We start from the raw sequence: 19,165 nt of genomic DNA, 5'->3' as shown, positions 1-19,165 counted from the left end.
GATCAACTCTCCCACGTGGTAAGCGAGTAAGCGGCCGGATCAAGCTCTATACGTCCCAGCACATTTACTGCGAGATTAGGTTGTAGCTCTGCAAACGAGAGCACCGGCACATAGTGAAACTCTTCCTGGATAAGCCCGCGCATCGGGCTGCGCAGATCCTGTGCCACCAGCAGCACGGCGCTTTCCGGCGTGTCGACCGGGAAGGCGTTGGCGATGACCGAGAGAATGGCGGTGATCTGCTCATGGGTGAGCGCGAAGAAGAGGTCGTTTTGCGTCTGACGCAGCGAGTCGCGCAACTGCTCTTCCAGCTCCGGCGTCAGCAGCCAGACATGCAGGCCATCCGGGCGGGCATACTGGTAACAGAGATGGTTTTTTAGCGAGATGCGCACCTGGTCGGTCAGCAGCCAGACGTCGCGCTCATGCTGCCCATGTTCGATCAGCGCTTCGGCAATGGCGCGAACCGAGCGCAGCGGAATACGTTCGGAAACCAGTTTTTGCAGGACGCTGGAGAAACGCGAGATAGGCATCACGCGCTGTAACTCCTGCGACAGCTCCGGCTGCTCCGCTTCCAGCCAGCTCACCAGCGCGCGGGTCTCCTGTAGCCCGATAAAGTGCGGGCTGCTGGCGTGGATCGCGTTCTCCATGCGCTTGACCAGCATTTCGCGCGCCGTCCAGCGCTCAACCTCTTCGTTTTGCAGCAGCGGATGCTCCGCCGCCAGCCAGATAAAATCGCCCTCCTGACGCCGCTCATCCCCCTCGATCACGCCCTCCCGGTCGGCTGGCGCGATCTCATCCAGCCAGCGGCGTTTCACCGCCCGGTGCGTCACAGTAAATGTGCCGATCACCTTCGGGATTTCATAAACCGAGAAGCGAAACTCATCTTCCGTTTGCTGGTCGAGAAACTCGATATCGAAGGCGGGCAGGGTAAAGCCGAAGTGGTAAACGATACGGTTACGCAGGCGGCGAATATCCTGCACCAGCTCCAGCATCTCGGGATGGCCGCGCCATGCGGAGGGGAAGTTGATCAGATAGGGTCGCGTTGGGTTGAACTGACGCAAATCTTCCTTGCCGTTTAGCTCCGGCGGAATGAGCTCATTCTCCATTTGTGGCTGCGCCAGGCTCAGGGTCTTTCTGATGCGCCAGATCTGGAAGCCGCCGCTAATCATCGTCAGCGCCGCCAGCAGCAGAAAAATCGCCGTTGGCATACCGGGCAGCAGGGCAAAGCCCACCATGCCCATTGAGGAGAGCAACCAGGCTTTCGGTTGGCTGGTTAACTGCTCGGCAATCTCGCGGCCGATATTATTATCCGCCGTCTGTTCATTGTCGGACGAGACGCGGGTAATCAGCATCCCGGCGGTCAGCGAGATAAGCAGCGCCGGGATCTGCGCGATCAGCCCATCACCGATGGTCAAAATCGAGTAGATGTGCATCGCTTCACCGGCAGGCATACCCAGTTGCAGCACCCCAATACTGATGCCGCCAATCAGGTTGATCACCACAATCACCAGTCCGGCGATGGCGTCGCCTTTGACAAACTTCATTGCGCCATCCATCGCCCCGAATAACTGGCTCTCTTTTGCCAGTTCATTACGGCGGTTTTTGGCCTGTACCACATCAATCAATCCGGCGCGCAGATCGCTGTCGATGGACATCTGTTTACCGGGCATCGCATCAAGGGTAAAACGCGCCGCCACTTCGGCCACCCTTTCGGAACCCTTGGTAATCACCAGGAAGTTCACCACGGTGAGGATCAGGAACATCACCATCCCGACCGCAAGGTTGCCGCCCACCACGAAGTTACCGAAGGCCGCCACCACATGGCCCGCGTCCTGCTGAATTAAGATCTGCCGGGTGGTAGAGATGGAGAGCGCCAGGCGAAACATAGTGGTCAGCAGCAGCACGGCAGGAAAGGTGGAGAACGCCAGCGGCTTCGGCAGATACATCGCCAGCACCACCAGCAGGGAGGAGAGGCAGATATTCACCGCAATCAGCGCATCAATTAATGGCAGCGGTAAGGGAATGATCAACATAAACACCAGCGCCATGGCAAAAGCCGCGCCGACCACTTCGGAGCGCTGCATGGCGCTGATGGCGATTCGATTTAATATCTGAAACAGGGTATTCATCTTGGTTGCCTCACGACGCGGCGTTCCGGTTGCGGCGCTGCTGTTGCTGCTCCGCTTTGGTGACGTTCGTAATCATGCCGCGCAGCAATTTCAACGCGTTACTTCGTTTTTCCAGGTCCGGCCACAGCGAGCGAGGCACGCCGCGCAGCAGCGGAAAAAGCGAGCTGTAAAACAGCGGCTCATGGTGTTTGCTCTCGCCGACAATCTCCTGCGCAAGGCCGGTGAAATCACTCTGGTAGGCGCCGTTGTGGCTGATCTGTAACATCCGGCGCGCCAGCGTCAGGCTGTTCATGTCAACATTGGACAGTTTGCTGCGCATACGCTGCAAAAATGTAGTGCTGTCGCTCAGCGTCTGGCTTATCCGGGCGGCATCGCGCAGCCCGTGGTGAATACGCCCGAGGGTAAGAGCGCTAATCGAAGGGGCAAGCGCGGCCATATCATCCGCCAGCGCGCGCTGCAAGGTACGCAGCGTCGGTATCAGATTGCGTGAGCCGATCGCCTCCAGCACCATATCCAGCATCATGATGGCGGATTGCTGGTGGACGATGCCGTCGTAATAGAGGTTGCGCAGGGACTGTTTACGCTGCGGGTCGCTGGTATACCCGGCGATGGCGGGGGCCGTGTTGTTACCTGCGCGGATGGTCTGGCCGTGGGTCTGCTCTAGCTTATCCAGCTGCGCTCCGGCCAGCGTGGCCAGTTCCCCGTCGCCTTCATCGTGTGCCTGGTTGCCAAGCATACGCAGCAGCAGGGCGGTGCGTGCCGGATCGCCGCCGGTCTTTTCCAGCAGCGTGTCGCTCTCCGGCGGCGGGTTCTGGCGCAGGGCGTTACGCAGCCACTCCATCTGCTCAAGGGCTTGTTGTTCATCGCCGCCGTCGAGCAGGGAAAACAGCTCGTTCAGCTCAGCGACTTTGCCGATCCCATGCTTGCTGCGTAGCTGGTTGCGTAACGCATTACGGCGCTCCTGCGCCTTTTGCTTGCGCTCCATCTTTTCACTGAACGCCGCGCCAATCTCTTCCATCGCGTCATTTAAAGCCTCTGCCCGCACGCGGACATTATCCGGCACGTTGGTTTTGCCTGCCGCTTGTGGCGTGTTTTTATGCAGGGCTTTTAGCGAGTGCGCCAGCGCCGGTATCGCATGTTGTATCTTGAACATCGCCAGCCATCCTCAGTGGTCATTACCCTCTTTCTGTGTCAAAGCGCGCCTGTCGGTTCCCTGAAAAAGAGCAAAAAAAAATGTGAATAATTTCATCGGGTAACCAATGCAATTTTTTGCATAACGCAGCGGTCGGGCGAGGTAAAAACTGGCTCGGAAAACTCTGTATTCACAATGAATTGCTTTTATAAACAGAGGGTTAATTTGCGATCGGCAGGTGGCATATCTCTTGCTAAGTAGCAGCGCACTCATTTGCTACCTATCAGAGAGACAAGAAAATGATTAATTCAACGCTCGTGTCCACTGTCGTAGAGTCACCGTTCGCGATGAACGTGAACTGGGATGAGATCTTCGTTACGCATAATAAGAAGCTCTTAAACTTCATTCGTAAACGTATCGCCAGCCAGGAGGATGCTGATGACATCTTGCAAATGACCTGTCTGGAAGTGTTGTGTAACCGGCATAAGTTTCGTGGCGCGTCCCGCCCGGAGACCTGGGTGTTTGGTATTGCCGTTAACTTGATCCGCAACTACTACAAATCGAAACAGAGCCACTATCTGTTCGACAGGCTGGATGATGAGATTACCGCCGATCTGCTGCTGGATGACGATCCCAGCGATTTAACGGAAAACAGGCAACTCCTTAGCCATACGCTGGCATCCATCGAAATATTATCGAAAGACGTTAAGGTTATGCTCTCAATACTCGTGGAGGAGGAGGGCAGCTATCAGGATATTGCGCAGCAGTTAGCTATACCGGTCGGGACCGTGCGCTCGCGGCTTTCACGGGCGCGGGAGACGCTAAAAGGGAGAATTTACGCCTGAATCCTGGTTTGCTGAAAACGGCAAATTAACTGCTAAGATTATTAGCTCATTAATATTTAGCGGGTTATGACTGTCATGCCGTCGGGACGCTATTCTCTGCGGCATGATATATCCGTGGAGGGAATGATGCTTTTACAGGGTGTAACTGGGCAGGTTGATAATCATGAGGTTAATATCAGCGGCTTATCCAACATTGCCTTAGACAAAATCCATGATGCCATTTATTTGATAGACAGCCAGCTGCGTATCAAATATGTCAACGAAAAAGCCTGCCAGTTGACGGGATATTCCCGCGAGGCATTTTCGCAACTCAGCTTTGATATTATTGATAAAGAACTGCGCGACAGTGATGTGTTTGCCCTGTGGTGGAAACTCAGTACCCGTCCTGAAGGGATAACATTTACGTCGCAGCATACCGGGCGTAATAATGTTTTTCCCGTCGAGGCGAGCTGTAGCGGATATAACCAGGAGGGTGAGCTACATATATTATGTATTGTTCGCGATATGCATGAAATTCGCCGGCAAAAAGAGCAGCAGCTGCTGCGGGAAAAACAGCTGCACCGGGTGGTGGAAAATTCTCCCGACCTCATTTTACGGTTTGATTTGCAGACCCGCTGTGTTTACGCCAACCTGGCGGTTCGTAACTGGTTTAACCTGAGCGAAAACGATATCAGCCGCGTGCCGCTGACCGAAAGCGTGCCGCGCGGAGGCGTCGGGCTGAGCCTGTTTAAGCTGGTTTCGCGCACCATGGTGGATGAAAACAGTGCCGAAGATGAACTGGTGGTAAAGCGTAACGGCGAGAAACGCATCCTCCATGTGCGCTGCGTCCCGGAATATGATCTGCGCGGCGAGATAATGAGCGTGCTGGCGGTGGGGCGAGATATTACCGCTATCCGTAAGACCGAAGAGGAGTTGCGGCAGCTGACGCATAATCTGGAGCGGGCGCGGGAAGCGGAAAAAAAACAGCTGGCGCGTGATATTCATGACGAGTTGGGCCAGCATTTAACCGCGTTGCGTACCGGGTTGTCGCTGCTGGCGATGCGTAAAGATCAGTCTGCCGACGAGCAGCAGGCGGAGATCGGGCAGTTGATGGGGCGTCTGGACAGCACCATTCAGGTGGTACGGGATGTCTCAACCCGTTTGCGGCCCAACGTGCTCAATCTCGGGTTGATTCCGGCACTGGAGTGGTTGCGCGATCAGTTTATAAAAAACAACTGTATCCGCTGCATTTTGCTGGCGCCCGACGAGCATACCGTGGTGCTGGATGATGCGAAGCTGACGGCGGCATTTCGCGTGGTTCAGGAGTCCCTTACCAATATCGCCCGCCATGCCAGCGCCAGCAATGTCTATATCTTTGTCAAACTCCAGCCGGACGCGCTGCTTATCGAAGTGGTCGATAACGGCAAAGGCTTTCATCTGCAACGTGTGAAGAAAGGAACCTGCGGGCTGCACGGGATCGAGGAGCGTGGACGCATGCTAAACGGCGAGGCGACCATCAATAGCACACCCGGTAAAGGAACACGGGTTAAACTGAAGTTCCCCCTCTCTGTGAGCGTTAAATCAGCACCATCCTGTTCGAAAACCAGGAGGATAGATCGATGAGTGAACGCATACGTCTGATGATTGCCGACGATCATGCCATCATGCGCGAGGGCCTGAAGCAAATTTTTGCACTCGATGACACTATCGAGGTGGTGTGTGAAGCGCCGGATAGCGGCCAGGTGCTGGAGCGTTTGCGCCAGCACGACGTCGATCTGCTGCTGCTGGATATTTCAATGCCGGGCATGAGCGGGGAAGATCTTATTACCCGCCTGATACCGCTCTACCCCCAACTGCGCATTCTGGTATTGAGTATGTTTAACGAACCGCAAATTGCCCGGCGGGTGTTAAATAATGGCGCGCTGGGCTATATCACTAAAGACAAGTCGCCGGAGATTTTACTCAAAGCGATCCGTACCGTGGCGCAGGGATCACGCTATATCGATCACGATCTGGCGCAGGAAATTATCTTTTCCGACTACCAGAGTAATAATCGTGCGCCGCATGAGAGCCTGACAATGCGCGAACGGCAAATAATGATCATGCTGGCCCACGGCGAGTCGATTAATGCGATAGCCGATGCGCTCTCCATCAGTAATAAAACCGTCAGCACCTATAAATCACGCATGATGAAGCGGATGAAATTCACCAATAACGCCCATATCGTCAAATATTCCCTGCGGCATAACCTGGTGCAATAAGGGTTTTCACCACCGCCTGACGGGGGCAATTATATTGCTACGTGCCCGACCTCATTTTTAGCGGCGCTGCAGTGAGATTGAAGAGAGGGTATAAAAAAAATCCACGCAGATGCGTGGATTTTATCGTTTTTGTGATGCGTATGAGATTTAGCAAAACCTCATAAGACAACATAATCGTCAAGAGTTATCGTTTTTTAAATTTCCCTTTTTGTCCTGAGATAATTTCTCAAGCGTTAATAATTCTTGACTTTTGACTTTGCGGCAAAGAGAAACCTATAGTAGTGCACCGCCTTCTATGAATAGACGGCCATTTAATCGCTGGAAGAAAAAATATTGGAAAGCACGAGCACTGGACTTTTAGGAGACTAAAGTGATTGATATTTATAAAGAACTTGATGATTTAATTAGTGCAAGTGGTGAGGAAGCGCGAGGAAGTGGTCCCGCCCCTGAGGATGTAATTGAGCTTTATGAGAAAGAGCTTAAGGTTAAATTCCCTCCCACATATAAGTTTTTTTTAGAGAAATATGGGACGCTTTCATTTAATGGAGAGTCATTTTATGGCATCTCAAAGTTAGGCTTGGCCGCACAATCTGCACCTGATGTCAGGTATACAACCCTTAAGACCAGGGAACTTGGCGATATTGATAACAATATGATTTTGATAAAATCCTCTGGTTATGGCCCACTATTTTCTATTGACGTATCTGTTCAAAGTGGTGGCGAGGCAGCAGTAGTGGAAACAGACTTATCATTCAAGAGAGATGGCAGTAAAAAAATCGTGGCTAAGACTTTTGCAGATTTTTTGGTTTGTGAAATTAAAAAGTCTTTGGAAGATTTATAATATCTTTGAAGAGCTTACATGCGCACCGTGTTAACCAGGCTGTAAGGTATAGTATCCAGAGCAGGATTCAGTATGACGCTCTCGGTGGCATGAGTGTCCCAGGAATTCCAGACATAATAAATTAGATGAACTTATGAATATAAACCAGGCATCGATCGAAAAGTTATTAAGAATCAACTGGCTTTCAAACGCAGGAAAAGATAGCTCTATTCCTGACACTATACGCGTTAAAAATATAAATACTTTTCAAATTAATCTGGAAAGTGAAGAGTGGGAAAATGTTACTTTAGAAGCCCGAAATAATATCACAGGTTGGTTGGCGAAAAAACATGTGAATGCTTTTCTTGAATGGAACAAGCTCGCAGATGCTGCTGCTATTATCATTGAAAGTAAAATTGTTCCACAAATCCCTCCTATAGGAGGGAATCAAAAGGCTTTGCTTAATAATATAAAGTGGGATTTATTAAATTATTTACTAGAGGATGCTTATAGTCCCTTTTTAAATAAGTCACTTTTTTTTATGAATCTTATTTCTATTTATGAGCAAGGTCATATGCCCTGTGGCTGGGCCGGTCAGTGGCCCCAGGGCGAGCTGATAATTTACTAGCCCTACTGGCGGAATGCGCCGCGAACTGGTTTTCGAGCGCCGCTACCGCTGGGACCGCACCGATCAGAGAGTCCAGCAGATACACACCGACGCGACGCCCGCCATGCCGGGCGAGAAGTACAGCCAGTACCTGTGGTCTACGACGCGGCGGGGCAGGTGACAAAGGCTCTCGAACCGCAGAAAAAGAGCGCTTCTTCTGGGAACCTGCAGGCAACCGCACCGAAGAACACCGTAACCCGGTGTGGCACAACCTGCTGCTGCGCCTGGGCGGGCTGAAGCTCGATTACGACGGGTTCGGGAGGCTCACGCGCCGTCAGGATAAAATAGCGTGGTGCAGCATTTTGCGTATGATGATGAGCAGCAGGTGAAGGAAATCACCTTCATCGGTCATGCCGAATTCAGAAAGGTGGAATACCGCTACGACCCGGTCGCCGGGCGTTACACCCAGATGGACCTGATTGGGTTTGCGGGCGGGATTAATACCTACAGCTATGCGGGTGACCCGCTGGTGTGGGTGGATCCGTTGGGGTTGAGTTGTGGAAAGATAAAAGAGTTTGATATTGTTCCTTATTGACCTGGTAATTCTCCAACGATTGCTTTATCTGTAGAGAATCATGCTGCGACAAAAGTAGTCTATCGTGATTAATTAAGACAAAGAACAGGTAAACCAGTCGGTGGGAAGGTTGACTGGACAACAGTTAGCAATAGAGAAATGAAAGATCTTCCAGAAAAAATGTTTGATGCCGCACATGTTCCTGCGGCAAGTAGAGATGCATATTATCGAGCAGTAAACCAATATTTACATGATGGGTCTTTTGAGCCTGTGATATTTTAAGGTGAAGAGTATGGATAAAATAGATAACTTACTTGATTTGATTAAGAAAGATAAAAGGTGTGAAGTGACTCCTCCCAAAGGGGATCTGCCATCACTCCCTAATAATAAATTAAAATACCCTGAAGATGTAATTTACTTTCATCAAAAATGTAATGGAGTTAAACTTTTTTGCAACGATAACTCTCTGATCACATTTACCATTCTGCCTAATGATGAAGTTTTGAATTCAAACATGAAGATTGTAGGTGAATTATGTGAATATGATATATCTTCCACATGGTATCTGATAGCAAAAACGGATAACAATGATTATTTATCTATAGATTTATCTCTTGAGAGAAATGGCCGTTGTTATGATAGTAATTACGAGGTTCATGGGGTAGTCGGAAGCAGTACAGTTATAGCACTTAGTTTCTCTGAGTTATTGTCGGAGTTGTATAACACAGGTGGTAAAGATATTTACTGGAAAAAGAAAAACTATGGAGATGCGTATGATTAAATGAGGTTTTATAAAGGCGAAATATTATGAGATATCGAGTTTAAGGAAGCGCAGTGTATTATCACGTTTGCTCGTGATTGCTTGCCATTAAATTCTTTATTTTTAGAGTTGATGGGCTCTTTCTGTAATTTATTTGAGAGAGATTTTTTCATTATTAATCTATGCGCCAATTGCGTGAGTTTATTATTTCTTGATAAACAAAAAGTTTATGTTAAATAATTTAATTTCTTAGGCAGTCGCTGAGAATACGGTTACGACGAGCAGGGAAACCTGACGGAAGTGCGCGACCCGCTCGGCAATAGCACGTTCACCACCTGGCACCCGGTTTTCACGTTCCCGCTGAAGGAAGCGCTGCCGGACGGTGCCACCTGGCAGTATGAGTACAACGCGCGCGGCGATGTGGTCTTATTGGTACAATTCAATCTAAAACCAGGTACGCGAGCACAGTTAGAAGGTATTGGCATTAGAGATAAGTCTGATCTGGCTGCTGTAACCCATCCTGATATACCAAGCCCAGTAAAACCAAAAGGTTGGGGGTTGAAAATGCTTAATTTAAAGGCGATGATGACCAGATAAATATTAGTCCTGGAAGGGAAGGGGCGCTGCTTTAAAAATCTTTAACGATGGTGTCGATTCTTTTAATGTGTTGAGGCAATAATGAATTCAGAGCAAAAGAACTTAGTGCTTTCCGTGGTTAATAATAAGCCACTTAGAGCTGGAAAAATAACAGATGAAGAATTTCTAAAGCTCTTTCCATGTGCTCAGGGGAGTGTTGAGGATTTTATAGATGACATTTTAAAAAATGCGCACTCTTCTAAAGACCTGAAAGAAGTTGAATACGCTTTATATATTGGCTTTCATTTTGGATTTACAAGCAAGCATGAAGATATCTTGATACATCTTTTGGGTGATGATTTTCATTATAAACATGATGATGTTGTCCGGGCTTTAGTTGAAACAAAGGCTAAAAGCGATGATGCAGTAAATGCCCTGTATAACTGTGCTTTGTCTGAATATGATTATTTGGCTGATGACAGAGAGGATGATAATTACATGTTGAAATGGAATTGTATATACGCGTTAGCGAAAATAGGTTCTAAATACGCTGTTGAGAAATTAAAAGCATTGTCAAGAAATTCCATTCCTGAAATAAATAGTAAAGCAGTACAGGTTGGAAAGTCTTACGGTGTTTTAGATTAGAAAATAAATTTTTATTTAAGCCGGTTTCCGGCTTGAATTTTATAAGGCCGTTCTTGAGGGAGAAGCGAAATTGCTAAATGTATGTCCCCAGTATCTATGCACCCTTTTCTCTTTTTGACAAGGCTGGTTACATCTAAAATGTTGGCAATCCATTTTTTGCAATATTCGGGTGTCGCGCAGCATCAGCTTTGAAAATGAGGCAGCGCGAGGTGAAGGCGGGCTTAACAACGTCCGCTCCTGGCACAAAGTGGCTCTTGAGGAATGAGTTCTATCTTGTGGTTCACTAAGTGTATTAAGTTCTACTCGGATCCTGCTACCCATTTGTCCAACATATCCTCCCATTCCCGAATCATCACTTTACGCTCATCAAGATAGGTTGCATGGTTGTATGTGCGACGAACATTATTGGTATCAGTGTGCGCAAGTTTGACCTCAATAGCATCAGGTCGATAGCCCCTCTCGGCTAAACGGGTACTTTCTGTGGTTCGGCTTGCATGAGGGCTATAAGTACCACTCCAGCCCATGCTTTTCAGTAGCTGACGAAGAGAGTGCGATGTCATTGGACCTGGTGGATTATCCCTCCCCGAAAAAAGGTGCTGCCAATGCCTGGTTAATCCTTGTAATGTTTTGAGCATGTTGAGGGCCAGGGAGGGGAATAATATTTTCCCTACCAGCTTTCATGCGCGTTGCTGGGATGGTCCACAGTCCGTTATCAAGATGATGATCTCTCTGATAGGGAGCTTACCGATTAAAACAAAAATCCACGCAGATGCGTGGATTTTATCGTTTTTGTGATGCGTATGAGATTCAGCGAAACCCCATAAGACAACACATTATATTTAGACGTTAAACAGGAAGTTCATCACATCGCCATCTTTTACGATGTACTCTTTCCCTTCTGAACGCATCTTGCCGGCTTCCTTCGCGCCTTGCTCGCCTTTATAAGCGATGAAATCTTCATAGGCGATGGTCTGGGCGCGGATAAAGCCTTTCTCGAAGTCGGTGTGGATTTTACCGGCCGCCTGCGGAGCGGTTGCGCCGACAGGAATGGTCCATGCGCGTACCTCTTTCACGCCAGCGGTGAAGTAGGTTTGCAGGTTCAGCAGTTCATAACCGGCACGGATGACGCGGTTCAGGCCCGGCTCTTCCAGACCCAGCTCAGCCATAAACTCGTCGCGGTCGGCATCGTCCAGCTCGGCGATGTCGGACTCAACGGCGGCGCAAACGGCAACCACCACGGAACCCTCTTTCGCGGCGATGTCGCGCACGGTGTCGAGGTACGGGTTGTTCTCGAAGCCATCTTCATTGACGTTGGCAATGTACATGGTCGGTTTCAGGGTCAGGAAGCTCAGGTAGCGAATAGCCGCTTTCTCTTCAGCAGAGAGATCCAGCGAGCGCAGCATACCGGCGTTTTCCAGCTGCGGCAGGCATTTTTCCAGTGCAGACAGCTCAGCTTTCGCATCTTTATCGCCGCCTTTGGCTTTCTTCTGCACGCGGTGGATTGCGCGTTCGCAGGTATCCAGGTCCGCCAGCGCCAGCTCGGTATTGATAACGTCAATATCGTCAGCCGGATCGACCTTGTTGTTAACGTGAATGATGTTGTCATTCTCGAAGCAGCGCACCACGTGGCCGATGGCTTCGGTTTCACGGATGTTGGTCAGGAACTGGTTGCCCAGGCCTTCACCTTTGGACGCGCCTTTTACCAGACCGGCGATATCAACGAACTCCATGGTGGTCGGCAGGACGCGCTGCGGTTTAACAATTTCCGCCAGCTTATCGAGACGCGGATCGGGCATCGGTACGACACCGGTGTTCGGCTCTATGGTACAGAAGGGGAAGTTCGCCGCTTCGATACCCGCTTTGGTGAGCGCGTTGAACAGGGTGGATTTACCTACGTTAGGCAGACCAACGATACCGCATTTGAATCCCATGATGTAATTACCTTAATCTCTTGATAATCAACCCGTTATTGAAAACGGATTGTCGAAAAGTGAAAAACTGCGCCTAGTATACACATAACCAATGTTATGCGCGGCAAAAAAGGCGCTGGGCGCGCTTACTGCGCTTTAAAAGCGTGCAGGCGATTAGTGGCTTTGGTCAGCCCCTCTTTCAGCCACACTTCGGTACAACGCGCCGCTTCGTCTACCGCATCGTCGATTAGCGTCTGTTCTGACACCGGCGGTTTACCCAGCACAAAACCGACAACTTTGTTTTTATCGCCCGGATGGCCAATTCCGATGCGTAAGCGGTGAAAATTGGGGTTATTGCCCAGTTTGCTGATGATATCTTTCAGGCCGTTATGGCCGCCGTGACCGCCGCCAAGCTTAAATTTTGCCACCCCTGGCGGCAAATCGAGTTCATCGTGCGCCACGAGGATCTCGTCGGGATTGATACGGTAAAAGGTCGCCATCGCCGCCACGGCTTTACCGCTCAGGTTCATAAATGTCGTGGGCACCAGCAGGCGCACATCTTCGCCCGCCAGCTGAATGCGCGAGGTGAAACCAAAGAACTTCGGCTCGTCGCGTAACGGCGCGCGGGCGCGCTCCGCTAGTAAATCCACATACCATGCGCCAGCGTTATGGCGTGTCGCGGCATACTCCGCGCCGGGGTTTGCCAGCCCGACAATCAGTTTAATCGTCACTTTCTCTTCCTGACCAGGTCAATGTCCGGCGCGTAGTTTACGTCGAGCGGCGCGCGATGACAAAATTCTCACAACTTATGAGCCGTTAAGTGGAAATGATTGCTCACCTCAATCATTCGAATTTCAACTAGTTCATGGGGTTATGTGTAAATTTATGTTAGGTGGATATGTGTAATTGTGATCCTGCCCGCAACCGCTAAAAAGTGCGCTGTCTATACTTTGCACACAAGGATTGGGGATATCCCATCCAACCCACTGTTCGGAGGTGACACATGAAACGTAGAAACGCGTCGTTACTCGGCAATGCGCTCATGGGGTTGGGGTTAATCGTGATGGTTGTCGGCGTCGGTTATTCGGTTCTCAACCAGCTTCCGCAGATTAACCTGCCACAGTTTTTCGCCCATGGTGCGGTGCTCAGCATCTTCCTTGGCGCGGTGCTTTGGCTGGCAGGCGCGCGCGTCAGCGGTCATGAAGAGGTGTGCGACAAATACTGGTGGGTGCGTCACTATGACAAACGCTGCCGTCGCGACCGGCAAAACCACGGCTAACCAGCACTGATTTCGATAACGGCTCCTGCGGGAGCCGTTTTTTTTTGGTCTTTTGCTTGACCCTCACGTAACGTGAGGCACGAAAGTGGCGTCTGTGGAGCACGAAAGGAGCAGTTATGTTAATTCAGGTAGGTGAGCTGGCGCGGCGCGCGGGCATTAGCGTTCGCACCCTTCATCATTATGAGCACATTGGCCTGCTGCTGCCTTCTGCCCGAAGCGCCGCCGGTTACCGGCTCTATAACCTCGCGGATGTGAAGCGCCTGCAGATGATCCAGGCGCTGGCAAAATCGGGGATGGAACTGGCGGCAATTGGTGACTACCTGGCGCGGGAAACGCGCCCGCTGGCTGAATTGTTAAATGACCAGATTTCCCGGCTCGACAGGCAGGTGCGCGATATCGTGACCCTGCGCGATCGCCTTGTCGATCTCCGGGATGGTCTTGCCCGCGGCGCGGAGCCCGACCTTGAGTCCTGGCTACAGACACTGGAGTTGATGAAAATGTACGATCGTTGGTTTACGCCGCAAGAGTTAAACGAGTTACCCTTTGCCGCCCGGGATGAAGCGCGTGACCGCGTCTGGGCGACGCTGGTGGGTGAAGCAGAAACGCTGATGGCAAACAGCGTGGCGCCGGATGATGCGCAGGCGATGGATCTGGCGACCCGCTGGATGACGCGCCTTGAGCAGGATACCGCCAATAAGCCGGAGTTTTTAACGCGGCTTAATGAGATGCACAGCGCCGAACCACAGATGCGCGAGCAGACTGGCATTACGCCTGCAATGACCGAGTACATCACCCGCAGTTTTGCCGAGAGCAAGCTGGCTATCTGGCAGCGCTACTTAACGCCGCAGGAGATGGCCTTCACCCGCGCACACTACTTCGACCGCATGATGGAGTGGCCTGCGCTGGTGGCAAAACTGCACGATGCCAGCCGCCGCGAGCTTGATCCACACAGCGATGAGGCGCAGGCGCTGGCGGCAAACTGGCTGGAGCTTTTTCAGTCCTATGCCGGGCGCGATCCGCAGACGCAGCAGAAGTTTCGCACGGCGATGGAGCAGGAGCCGCACCTGATGAAGGGGACATGGATGACGCCCGCGGTGCTGCAGTGGCTCCAGCGGGCAATTGAAGTGATGATGCGCGCCCGTTACGGCGCGCCGGGATCAGAGATCGGCTAACGCCGCGTCGCGGTTCGGGAAGAAGGCCAGCCTGCCGGGGATGGGTTGAATACCGGCGCGGGCAAAGGTGCGCAGCGGCTGGAACTCCAGGTTGCTGACGCGAAGCTCCACGCCCTCCGGCAGGCGGCTGACGAAACGGCGGAAGGCATCAAGCCCACCGGCGTCGAGCACCGGAACCGCGTCCCACTTCAGCACCACGATGCGTTTTCCGGCGATACGCGTCTCCAGATCGCTGAACAGCCCCTCTGCCGCCGCGAAAAAGAGCGGGCCGATCACTCTCAGCACCAGCACATCATCCGGTACGCTGACATTCACCGCCGCAAGACGCGTCATGCGCGCGATGCGGCGCATAAACAGCAGCGAGGCGAGGACAATGCCGACGCTGATAGCAATCACCATATCGAACAGCACCGTCAGCGACATACAGATCAGCATCACCACAATGTCATCGGCCGGTGCGCGGCGCAGCAGATCGACCACCTTATGCGCTTCGCTCATATTCCACGCCACCATCAGCAGCAGCGCGGCCATCGCCGAGAGCGGCAGCCAGGAGAGCAGGGGAGCCAGCACCAGCAGCGCCATAATCACCAGCAGGGAGTGGATCACCGCCGAAATGGGCGACGTGGCACCGGCGCGCACGTTTGCCGCCGAGCGGGCAATCGCCGCAGTAGCCGTAATACCGCCAAAGAAGGGCGCGACAATATTGCCCATTCCCTGACCAATCAGTTCACTGTTGGCTTTATGCTTGGTGCCGGTCATGCCGTCGAGCACTACTGCGCAGAGCAGGGATTCAATCGCGCCAAGCATGGCCATAGAAAACGCCGCGGGCAACAGGGCGCGCAGGGAGTCCCAGCTTAAGGTAAAGGTTGAGCCAGGCAGATCCCACGGCAGCACCAGTTGCGGCAACAACTGCGGAATGCCGTTGCCCTGGCTGCCGTCAGCCAGCAGATAGTGAAACTGCGAACCAATGGTGGCGACATGGCCGCCGAGCAGGTTGACCACTCCCATCACCGCACAACCGGCCAGCAGCGCCGGCAGATGCCCCGGCACGCGCAAACGCAGGCGCGGCCAGAGGATCAGCGTGCCGAGCGTCACCACGCCGATGGCGGCATCGCCTGGGTTAATGGTCGGCAGCGCCATTACCAGCGCGCCCACTTTTTGCAGGTAGTGCTCCGGCACATGGGCCATTTGCAGACCGAGAAAATCTTTGATCTGCATGGTGCCGATGGTAATGCCGATCCCGGAGGTAAACCCGAGGGTCACGGAGAGCGGGATGTACTCAATCAGGCGACCAAAACGCGCCAGACCGAAAAGGATCAGGAATACCCCGGACATCAGCGTCGCCACCAGCAGGCCACCGAGGCCGAACTGTTGCGAAACCGGGTAGAGGATCACCACAAACGCCGCGGTCGGGCCGGAGACGCTGTAGCGCGATCCGCCGCTCAGGGCAATCACAATGCCCGCGACGGCGGCGGTGTATAAACCGTATTGCGGCGCGACGCCGCTGCCAATTGCCAGCGCCATCGCCAGCGGAATGGCAATAATGCCCACCGTGACCCCGGCGATCAGATCGCGGGTAAAGCGGGCAGCGGTATATTTTTCTTTCCAGCAGGCATCAATCAGCGCGCGGAAAGGCATGATGTGGGGAGAAAGTAACGTTTTCACAGGAGTCACTCTTTTGCGAAGCGTAGTCTAACTAATTAATAAATCATACAAATAAAAAAGAGGGTTAAAAAAACCCGCCGGAGCGGGTTTGATATGAAGCATCGATTAATGTTCGAACATCGCAGAGATCGATTCTTCATTGCTGATACGACGGATAGCTTCGGCCAGCATGCCAGAGAGCGTCAGCGTACGTACGTTCGGCAGCGCTTTGATCTCTTCGCTCAGCGGAATGGTGTCGCAGACCACCACTTCGTCAATCACAGAGTTGCGCAGGTTATTTACCGCATTACCGGAGAAAATCGGGTGCGTGGCGTAAGCGAAGACGCGTTTGGCGCCGCGCTCTTTCAGGGCTTCTGCTGCTTTGCACAGCGTACCGCCGGTGTCGATCATATCGTCAACCAGCACGCAGTCGCGGTTCGCCACGTCACCGATGATGTGCATCACCTGCGAGACGTTGGCGCGCGGGCGGCGCTTATCGATGATCGCCATGTCGGTATCGTTCAGCAGTTTGGCGATGGCGCGTGCGCGAACCACGCCGCCGATATCCGGTGAAACCACAATCGGGTTGTCGAGGTTCAGCTGCAGCATATCTTCGAGCAGAATCGGGCTGCCGAACACGTTATCAACCGGTACATCAAAGAAGCCCTGAATCTGTTCAGCATGCAGGTCTACGGTGAGGACGCGGTCAACGCCAACGCTTGAGAGGAAATCGGCAACGACTTTTGCGGTAATCGGTACGCGAGCGGAGCGGACGCGGCGATCCTGACGGGCGTAACCAAAGTAGGGGATAACGGCGGTGATACGGCCTGCGGAAGCACGGCGCAGGGCATCGACCATCACAACCAATTCCATCAGGTTGTCGTTAGTAGGAGCACAAGTGGACTGGATGATGAAAATATCACCACCGCGTACGTTTTCATTGATTTGTACGCTGACTTCGCCGTCGCTAAAGCGACCTACGGCGGCGTCGCCGAGAGAAGTGTACAGGCGGTTGGCAATACGTTGTGCTAGTTCCGGGGTGGCGTTACCAGCAAAAAGCTTCATATCAGGCACGAGAAGAACCTCAGGCATGCGTCCAGTGGTGGATAGGATACGCCAAAATGTGCGGTCAGGGCGAAAAACTATCCATGCGGTGTATTAAAGAGCGCGATGCAACGTCTGGAACAAGTGACGTTGTCACCGTGACTCAGCTTGCCCGGCGATGGTTTGTGCTAGCGGCGAGAGGTTAACGCCTCGCGCGACAAAACCGTTCAGCCATTCCGGGGCTTGCTCAAGCACCTGACGAGCGGAGGATTCGGTGTCAAATTCGGCAAAGACACAGGCTCCTGTGCCAGTCAGGCGCGACGGCGCGTATTCTAACAGCCAGGAAAGCGCCGCATCAACCTCACGAAAACGTTTTCTTGCGATAACCTCGCAATCGTTGCCGAATTCACAATTCAGTAACGTATTGATTGACCTGACGGGTGTATTGCGCGGGAGCGCCGGATCGCCAAAGATAAGCGGCGTCGGAATGCTGACGCCAGGGTGGGCGACCAGGTACCATTTTTCCGGCGGATCGACCGGCGTAAGCAGCTCGCCGACCCCTTCAGCAAACGCCGCATGGCCGCGCACAAACACCGGCACATCGGCACCAAGCGTTAAGCCCAGGTGCGCCAGCTCATCAACGCTCAGCCCGCACTGCCAGAGATGGTTAAGCGCCACCAGCACCGTTGCCGCATTCGACGAGCCGCCGCCAAGCCCGCCGCCCATCGGCAGACGTTTTTCAATGGCGATGTCCGCACCACAGCCTGCGGCCAGGCGCTCGGTCTCGGCGGCGCGTTTCATCAACAAGCGCGCCGCGCGCACGATCAGGTTCTCCTCGTCGGGCACGCCCTCGACCGGCGTCAGCAGGCAGATTTTGCCATCCTTGCGCGGCTCGATGGTCAACGTATCGCCATAATCGAGAAACTGAAACAGCGTTTGCAGGGTGTGGTAACCATCCTCACGCTGGCCGGTGATGTATAAAAAGAGGTTAAGTTTTGCCGGAGCAGGCCAGGTCATCATTTAACGATCCAGTTATCCATCTTTAACTTGATGCGCTGCTTGCCGTCGCTCAGCTCCATATTAGAAGGCAGGGCCGGCTGGGTTTTGCTGTCATAGCCGCCATACACCACTTTCCAGCTCTTACCGTCCTGGCTGTAGTTGACCTGGCTCAGGCGATACTGGTCGTCGAGTTTGTAATCGGTGGCATCGCCCGGCAGGCCGAGGATCCACTGGCGCAGGCTGTTAAGCGGAATCGGCATGCCGGTCAGCTTGCCAATCATCTCTTCCGCGTCGTCGGCGGTGTAGTGCTTACCTTTATTATCCACCAGCTCAACATTGCCCGGCTGCGCCTTTAGCTCAAGCTCGGTGCTGCCCAGCGGGTTGGTGAGCAGTAAGCGGTAGCGATCCTGGCCGGTTTGCTGCCAGAAGAAGCGGGCATAGACTTTTTGCTCATCCGAGAGATAAGCAAACGCGCCGCGCGTCTGGTACTGGTGTAAATCGCGCACCTGCTGCTGATGCTGACGCCACTGCGGCGCATCGGGGCTTTTTCCCGGCCCTTTCGGCGCGGTCAGGGTACAGGCGGTGAGCACGAGGCTTGCCAGCGGTAGCAGGCGAATGAGGCGGAAATCCGACAGAATCATAACGATGACAAATCCTTGTAACAGTTTACAGACAGAAGCTTAATGCTAGCGCCGCACAGAAAGAGCGTCTACGTTCACGTTGTCTTAAATCATAAAAAGACCAATTACTCCGAAAGGATAGTCTCCCTTTTATTGACTGGGCTCATCCTGT

19 protein-coding genes and 2 pseudogenes are annotated in these 19,165 nt (G+C 52.7%); 12 read left to right on the top strand and 9 right to left on the bottom strand.

All coding sequences use genetic code 11. From position 1 onward, the window contains the following. Window positions 1–2 precede the first annotated feature (2 nt). Both sctV and sctW read right to left on the bottom strand, forming a co-directional pair. Window positions 3–2,126 (bottom strand): type III secretion system export apparatus subunit SctV, encoded by a 2,124-nt coding sequence (gene sctV, locus BWI95_RS17835; protein ID WP_076769951.1) that lies wholly within the window; start codon window positions 2,124–2,126, stop codon window positions 3–5. A 10-nt stretch (window positions 2,127–2,136) separates the two neighbouring features. Then, window positions 2,137–3,279 carry a type III secretion system gatekeeper subunit SctW gene (gene sctW / locus BWI95_RS17830; protein ID WP_054803475.1) on the bottom strand — a complete coding sequence of 381 codons (1,143 nt, stop codon included), beginning with the start codon at window positions 3,277–3,279 and terminating at the stop codon, window positions 2,137–2,139. Window positions 3,280–3,557: 278 nt separating this feature from the next. Between sctW and BWI95_RS17825 the strand changes: the two genes are divergently transcribed. The 10 genes and pseudogenes from BWI95_RS17825 to BWI95_RS17780 all read left to right on the top strand — a co-directional run bounded on the left by BWI95_RS17825 (window position 3,558) and on the right by BWI95_RS17780 (window position 10,325). Next, window positions 3,558–4,103, top strand: a complete 546-nt coding sequence (locus BWI95_RS17825; RefSeq protein WP_042713537.1) for an RNA polymerase sigma factor — start codon at window positions 3,558–3,560, stop codon at window positions 4,101–4,103. 123 nt (window positions 4,104–4,226) lie between these two features. Further along, window positions 4,227–5,705 carry a PAS domain-containing sensor histidine kinase gene (locus tag BWI95_RS17820; RefSeq protein ID WP_232374388.1) on the top strand — a complete coding sequence of 493 codons (1,479 nt, stop codon included), beginning with the start codon at window positions 4,227–4,229 and terminating at the stop codon, window positions 5,703–5,705. Beyond that, window positions 5,702–6,343, top strand: a complete 642-nt coding sequence (locus BWI95_RS17815) for a response regulator (RefSeq protein WP_076769950.1) — start codon at window positions 5,702–5,704, stop codon at window positions 6,341–6,343. Before BWI95_RS17820 ends, BWI95_RS17815 begins: the two co-directional genes overlap by 4 nt. Window positions 6,344–6,713: 370 nt before the next feature. Then, the gene (locus BWI95_RS17810; protein WP_076769949.1) at window positions 6,714–7,184 is read left to right on the top strand and encodes an SMI1/KNR4 family protein; all 471 of its coding nucleotides are present in this window, start codon (window positions 6,714–6,716) and stop codon (window positions 7,182–7,184) included. Window positions 7,185–7,317: 133 nt separating this feature from the next. Then, the gene (locus BWI95_RS17805; protein WP_076769948.1) at window positions 7,318–7,791 is read left to right on the top strand and encodes a hypothetical protein; all 474 of its coding nucleotides are present in this window, start codon (window positions 7,318–7,320) and stop codon (window positions 7,789–7,791) included. Between the two features lie 16 nt (window positions 7,792–7,807). After that, window positions 7,808–8,320: pseudogene (locus BWI95_RS24140) on the top strand (RHS repeat domain-containing protein); the annotation flags it as partial. Between the two features lie 183 nt (window positions 8,321–8,503). Beyond that, window positions 8,504–8,626, top strand: coding sequence for a hypothetical protein (locus BWI95_RS24060; RefSeq protein ID WP_415859149.1), 123 nt, complete (start codon window positions 8,504–8,506; stop codon window positions 8,624–8,626). A 10-nt stretch (window positions 8,627–8,636) separates the two neighbouring features. After that, the gene (locus tag BWI95_RS17790) at window positions 8,637–9,125 is read left to right on the top strand and encodes an SMI1/KNR4 family protein (RefSeq protein WP_076769947.1); all 489 of its coding nucleotides are present in this window, start codon (window positions 8,637–8,639) and stop codon (window positions 9,123–9,125) included. A gap of 279 nt (window positions 9,126–9,404) precedes the next feature. Continuing rightward, on the top strand, window positions 9,405–9,701 hold the full coding sequence (locus BWI95_RS17785; protein ID WP_054803471.1) for a hypothetical protein: 297 nt from the start codon (window positions 9,405–9,407) through the stop codon (window positions 9,699–9,701). A gap of 81 nt (window positions 9,702–9,782) precedes the next feature. Next, on the top strand, window positions 9,783–10,325 hold the full coding sequence (locus BWI95_RS17780; RefSeq protein WP_076769946.1) for a HEAT repeat domain-containing protein: 543 nt from the start codon (window positions 9,783–9,785) through the stop codon (window positions 10,323–10,325). 299 nt (window positions 10,326–10,624) lie between these two features. On the opposite strand, the pseudogene BWI95_RS17775 reads toward BWI95_RS17780, so the two are convergent. The 3 genes and pseudogenes from BWI95_RS17775 to pth form a co-directional block, all read right to left on the bottom strand. Then, a pseudogene (locus BWI95_RS17775) lies at window positions 10,625–11,042 on the bottom strand (tyrosine-type recombinase/integrase); the annotation flags it as partial. Between the two features lie 122 nt (window positions 11,043–11,164). After that, a complete protein-coding gene (ychF, locus tag BWI95_RS17770; protein ID WP_042711685.1) occupies window positions 11,165–12,256 on the bottom strand; it encodes a redox-regulated ATPase YchF in 1,092 nt (363 codons plus the stop codon). A 125-nt stretch (window positions 12,257–12,381) separates the two neighbouring features. Beyond that, on the bottom strand, window positions 12,382–12,966 hold the full coding sequence (gene pth / locus BWI95_RS17765) for an aminoacyl-tRNA hydrolase (RefSeq protein WP_023478596.1): 585 nt from the start codon (window positions 12,964–12,966) through the stop codon (window positions 12,382–12,384). A gap of 272 nt (window positions 12,967–13,238) precedes the next feature. Between pth and ychH the strand changes: the two genes are divergently transcribed. Beyond that, on the top strand, window positions 13,239–13,514 hold the full coding sequence (gene ychH / locus BWI95_RS17760) for a stress-induced protein YchH (protein ID WP_042711688.1): 276 nt from the start codon (window positions 13,239–13,241) through the stop codon (window positions 13,512–13,514). A 116-nt stretch (window positions 13,515–13,630) separates the two neighbouring features. Next, window positions 13,631–14,686, top strand: coding sequence for a MerR family transcriptional regulator (locus BWI95_RS17755; protein ID WP_054803470.1), 1,056 nt, complete (start codon window positions 13,631–13,633; stop codon window positions 14,684–14,686). On the opposite strand, the gene dauA is transcribed toward BWI95_RS17755, so the two are convergent. The 4 genes from dauA to lolB form a co-directional block, all read right to left on the bottom strand. Beyond that, window positions 14,672–16,324, bottom strand: coding sequence for a C4-dicarboxylic acid transporter DauA (gene dauA / locus BWI95_RS17750; protein ID WP_076769945.1), 1,653 nt, complete (start codon window positions 16,322–16,324; stop codon window positions 14,672–14,674). The two genes, BWI95_RS17755 and dauA, sit on opposite strands and share 15 nt — an antisense overlap. A gap of 132 nt (window positions 16,325–16,456) precedes the next feature. Further along, window positions 16,457–17,404, bottom strand: a complete 948-nt coding sequence (gene prs / locus BWI95_RS17745) for a ribose-phosphate diphosphokinase (RefSeq protein WP_007371855.1) — start codon at window positions 17,402–17,404, stop codon at window positions 16,457–16,459. 123 nt (window positions 17,405–17,527) lie between these two features. Beyond that, entirely contained in the window at window positions 17,528–18,394 is an 867-nt protein-coding gene (gene ispE / locus BWI95_RS17735) for a 4-(cytidine 5'-diphospho)-2-C-methyl-D-erythritol kinase (protein WP_054803469.1), read from the bottom strand. Then, on the bottom strand, window positions 18,391–19,014 hold the full coding sequence (lolB, locus tag BWI95_RS17730; RefSeq protein WP_023478783.1) for a lipoprotein insertase outer membrane protein LolB: 624 nt from the start codon (window positions 19,012–19,014) through the stop codon (window positions 18,391–18,393). The genes ispE and lolB overlap by 4 nt, the downstream gene beginning before the upstream one ends. Between the last annotated feature and the right edge of the window lie 151 nt (window positions 19,015–19,165).

This window comes from Kosakonia cowanii JCM 10956 = DSM 18146 (assembly GCF_001975225.1).
In the GTDB taxonomy this organism is placed as follows: Bacteria; Pseudomonadota; Gammaproteobacteria; order Enterobacterales; family Enterobacteriaceae; genus Kosakonia; species Kosakonia cowanii.
The sequence above is the reverse complement of the archived record's forward strand: the minus strand, read 5'-3'. Positions and strand labels throughout refer to the sequence as shown.

Coding starts and splice junctions, on each gene's coding strand:
- BWI95_RS17755 (WP_054803470.1), top strand. CDS start 13,631: ATGTTAATTCAGGTAGGTGAGCTGGCGCGGCGCGCGGGCATTAGCGTT.
- BWI95_RS24060 (WP_415859149.1), top strand. CDS start 8,504: ATGAAAGATCTTCCAGAAAAAATGTTTGATGCCGCACATGTTCCTGCG.
- ispE (WP_054803469.1), bottom strand. CDS start 18,394: ATGATGACCTGGCCTGCTCCGGCAAAACTTAACCTCTTTTTATACATC.
- BWI95_RS17815 (WP_076769950.1), top strand. CDS start 5,702: ATGAGTGAACGCATACGTCTGATGATTGCCGACGATCATGCCATCATG.
- BWI95_RS17820 (WP_232374388.1), top strand. CDS start 4,227: ATGATGCTTTTACAGGGTGTAACTGGGCAGGTTGATAATCATGAGGTT.
- dauA (WP_076769945.1), bottom strand. CDS start 16,324: ATGCCTTTCCGCGCGCTGATTGATGCCTGCTGGAAAGAAAAATATACC.
- BWI95_RS17780 (WP_076769946.1), top strand. CDS start 9,783: ATGAATTCAGAGCAAAAGAACTTAGTGCTTTCCGTGGTTAATAATAAG.
- BWI95_RS17790 (WP_076769947.1), top strand. CDS start 8,637: ATGGATAAAATAGATAACTTACTTGATTTGATTAAGAAAGATAAAAGG.
- sctV (WP_076769951.1), bottom strand. CDS start 2,126: ATGAATACCCTGTTTCAGATATTAAATCGAATCGCCATCAGCGCCATG.
- lolB (WP_023478783.1), bottom strand. CDS start 19,014: ATGATTCTGTCGGATTTCCGCCTCATTCGCCTGCTACCGCTGGCAAGC.
- ychF (WP_042711685.1), bottom strand. CDS start 12,256: ATGGGATTCAAATGCGGTATCGTTGGTCTGCCTAACGTAGGTAAATCC.
- BWI95_RS17825 (WP_042713537.1), top strand. CDS start 3,558: ATGATTAATTCAACGCTCGTGTCCACTGTCGTAGAGTCACCGTTCGCG.
- ychH (WP_042711688.1), top strand. CDS start 13,239: ATGAAACGTAGAAACGCGTCGTTACTCGGCAATGCGCTCATGGGGTTG.
- BWI95_RS17805 (WP_076769948.1), top strand. CDS start 7,318: ATGAATATAAACCAGGCATCGATCGAAAAGTTATTAAGAATCAACTGG.
- sctW (WP_054803475.1), bottom strand. CDS start 3,279: ATGTTCAAGATACAACATGCGATACCGGCGCTGGCGCACTCGCTAAAA.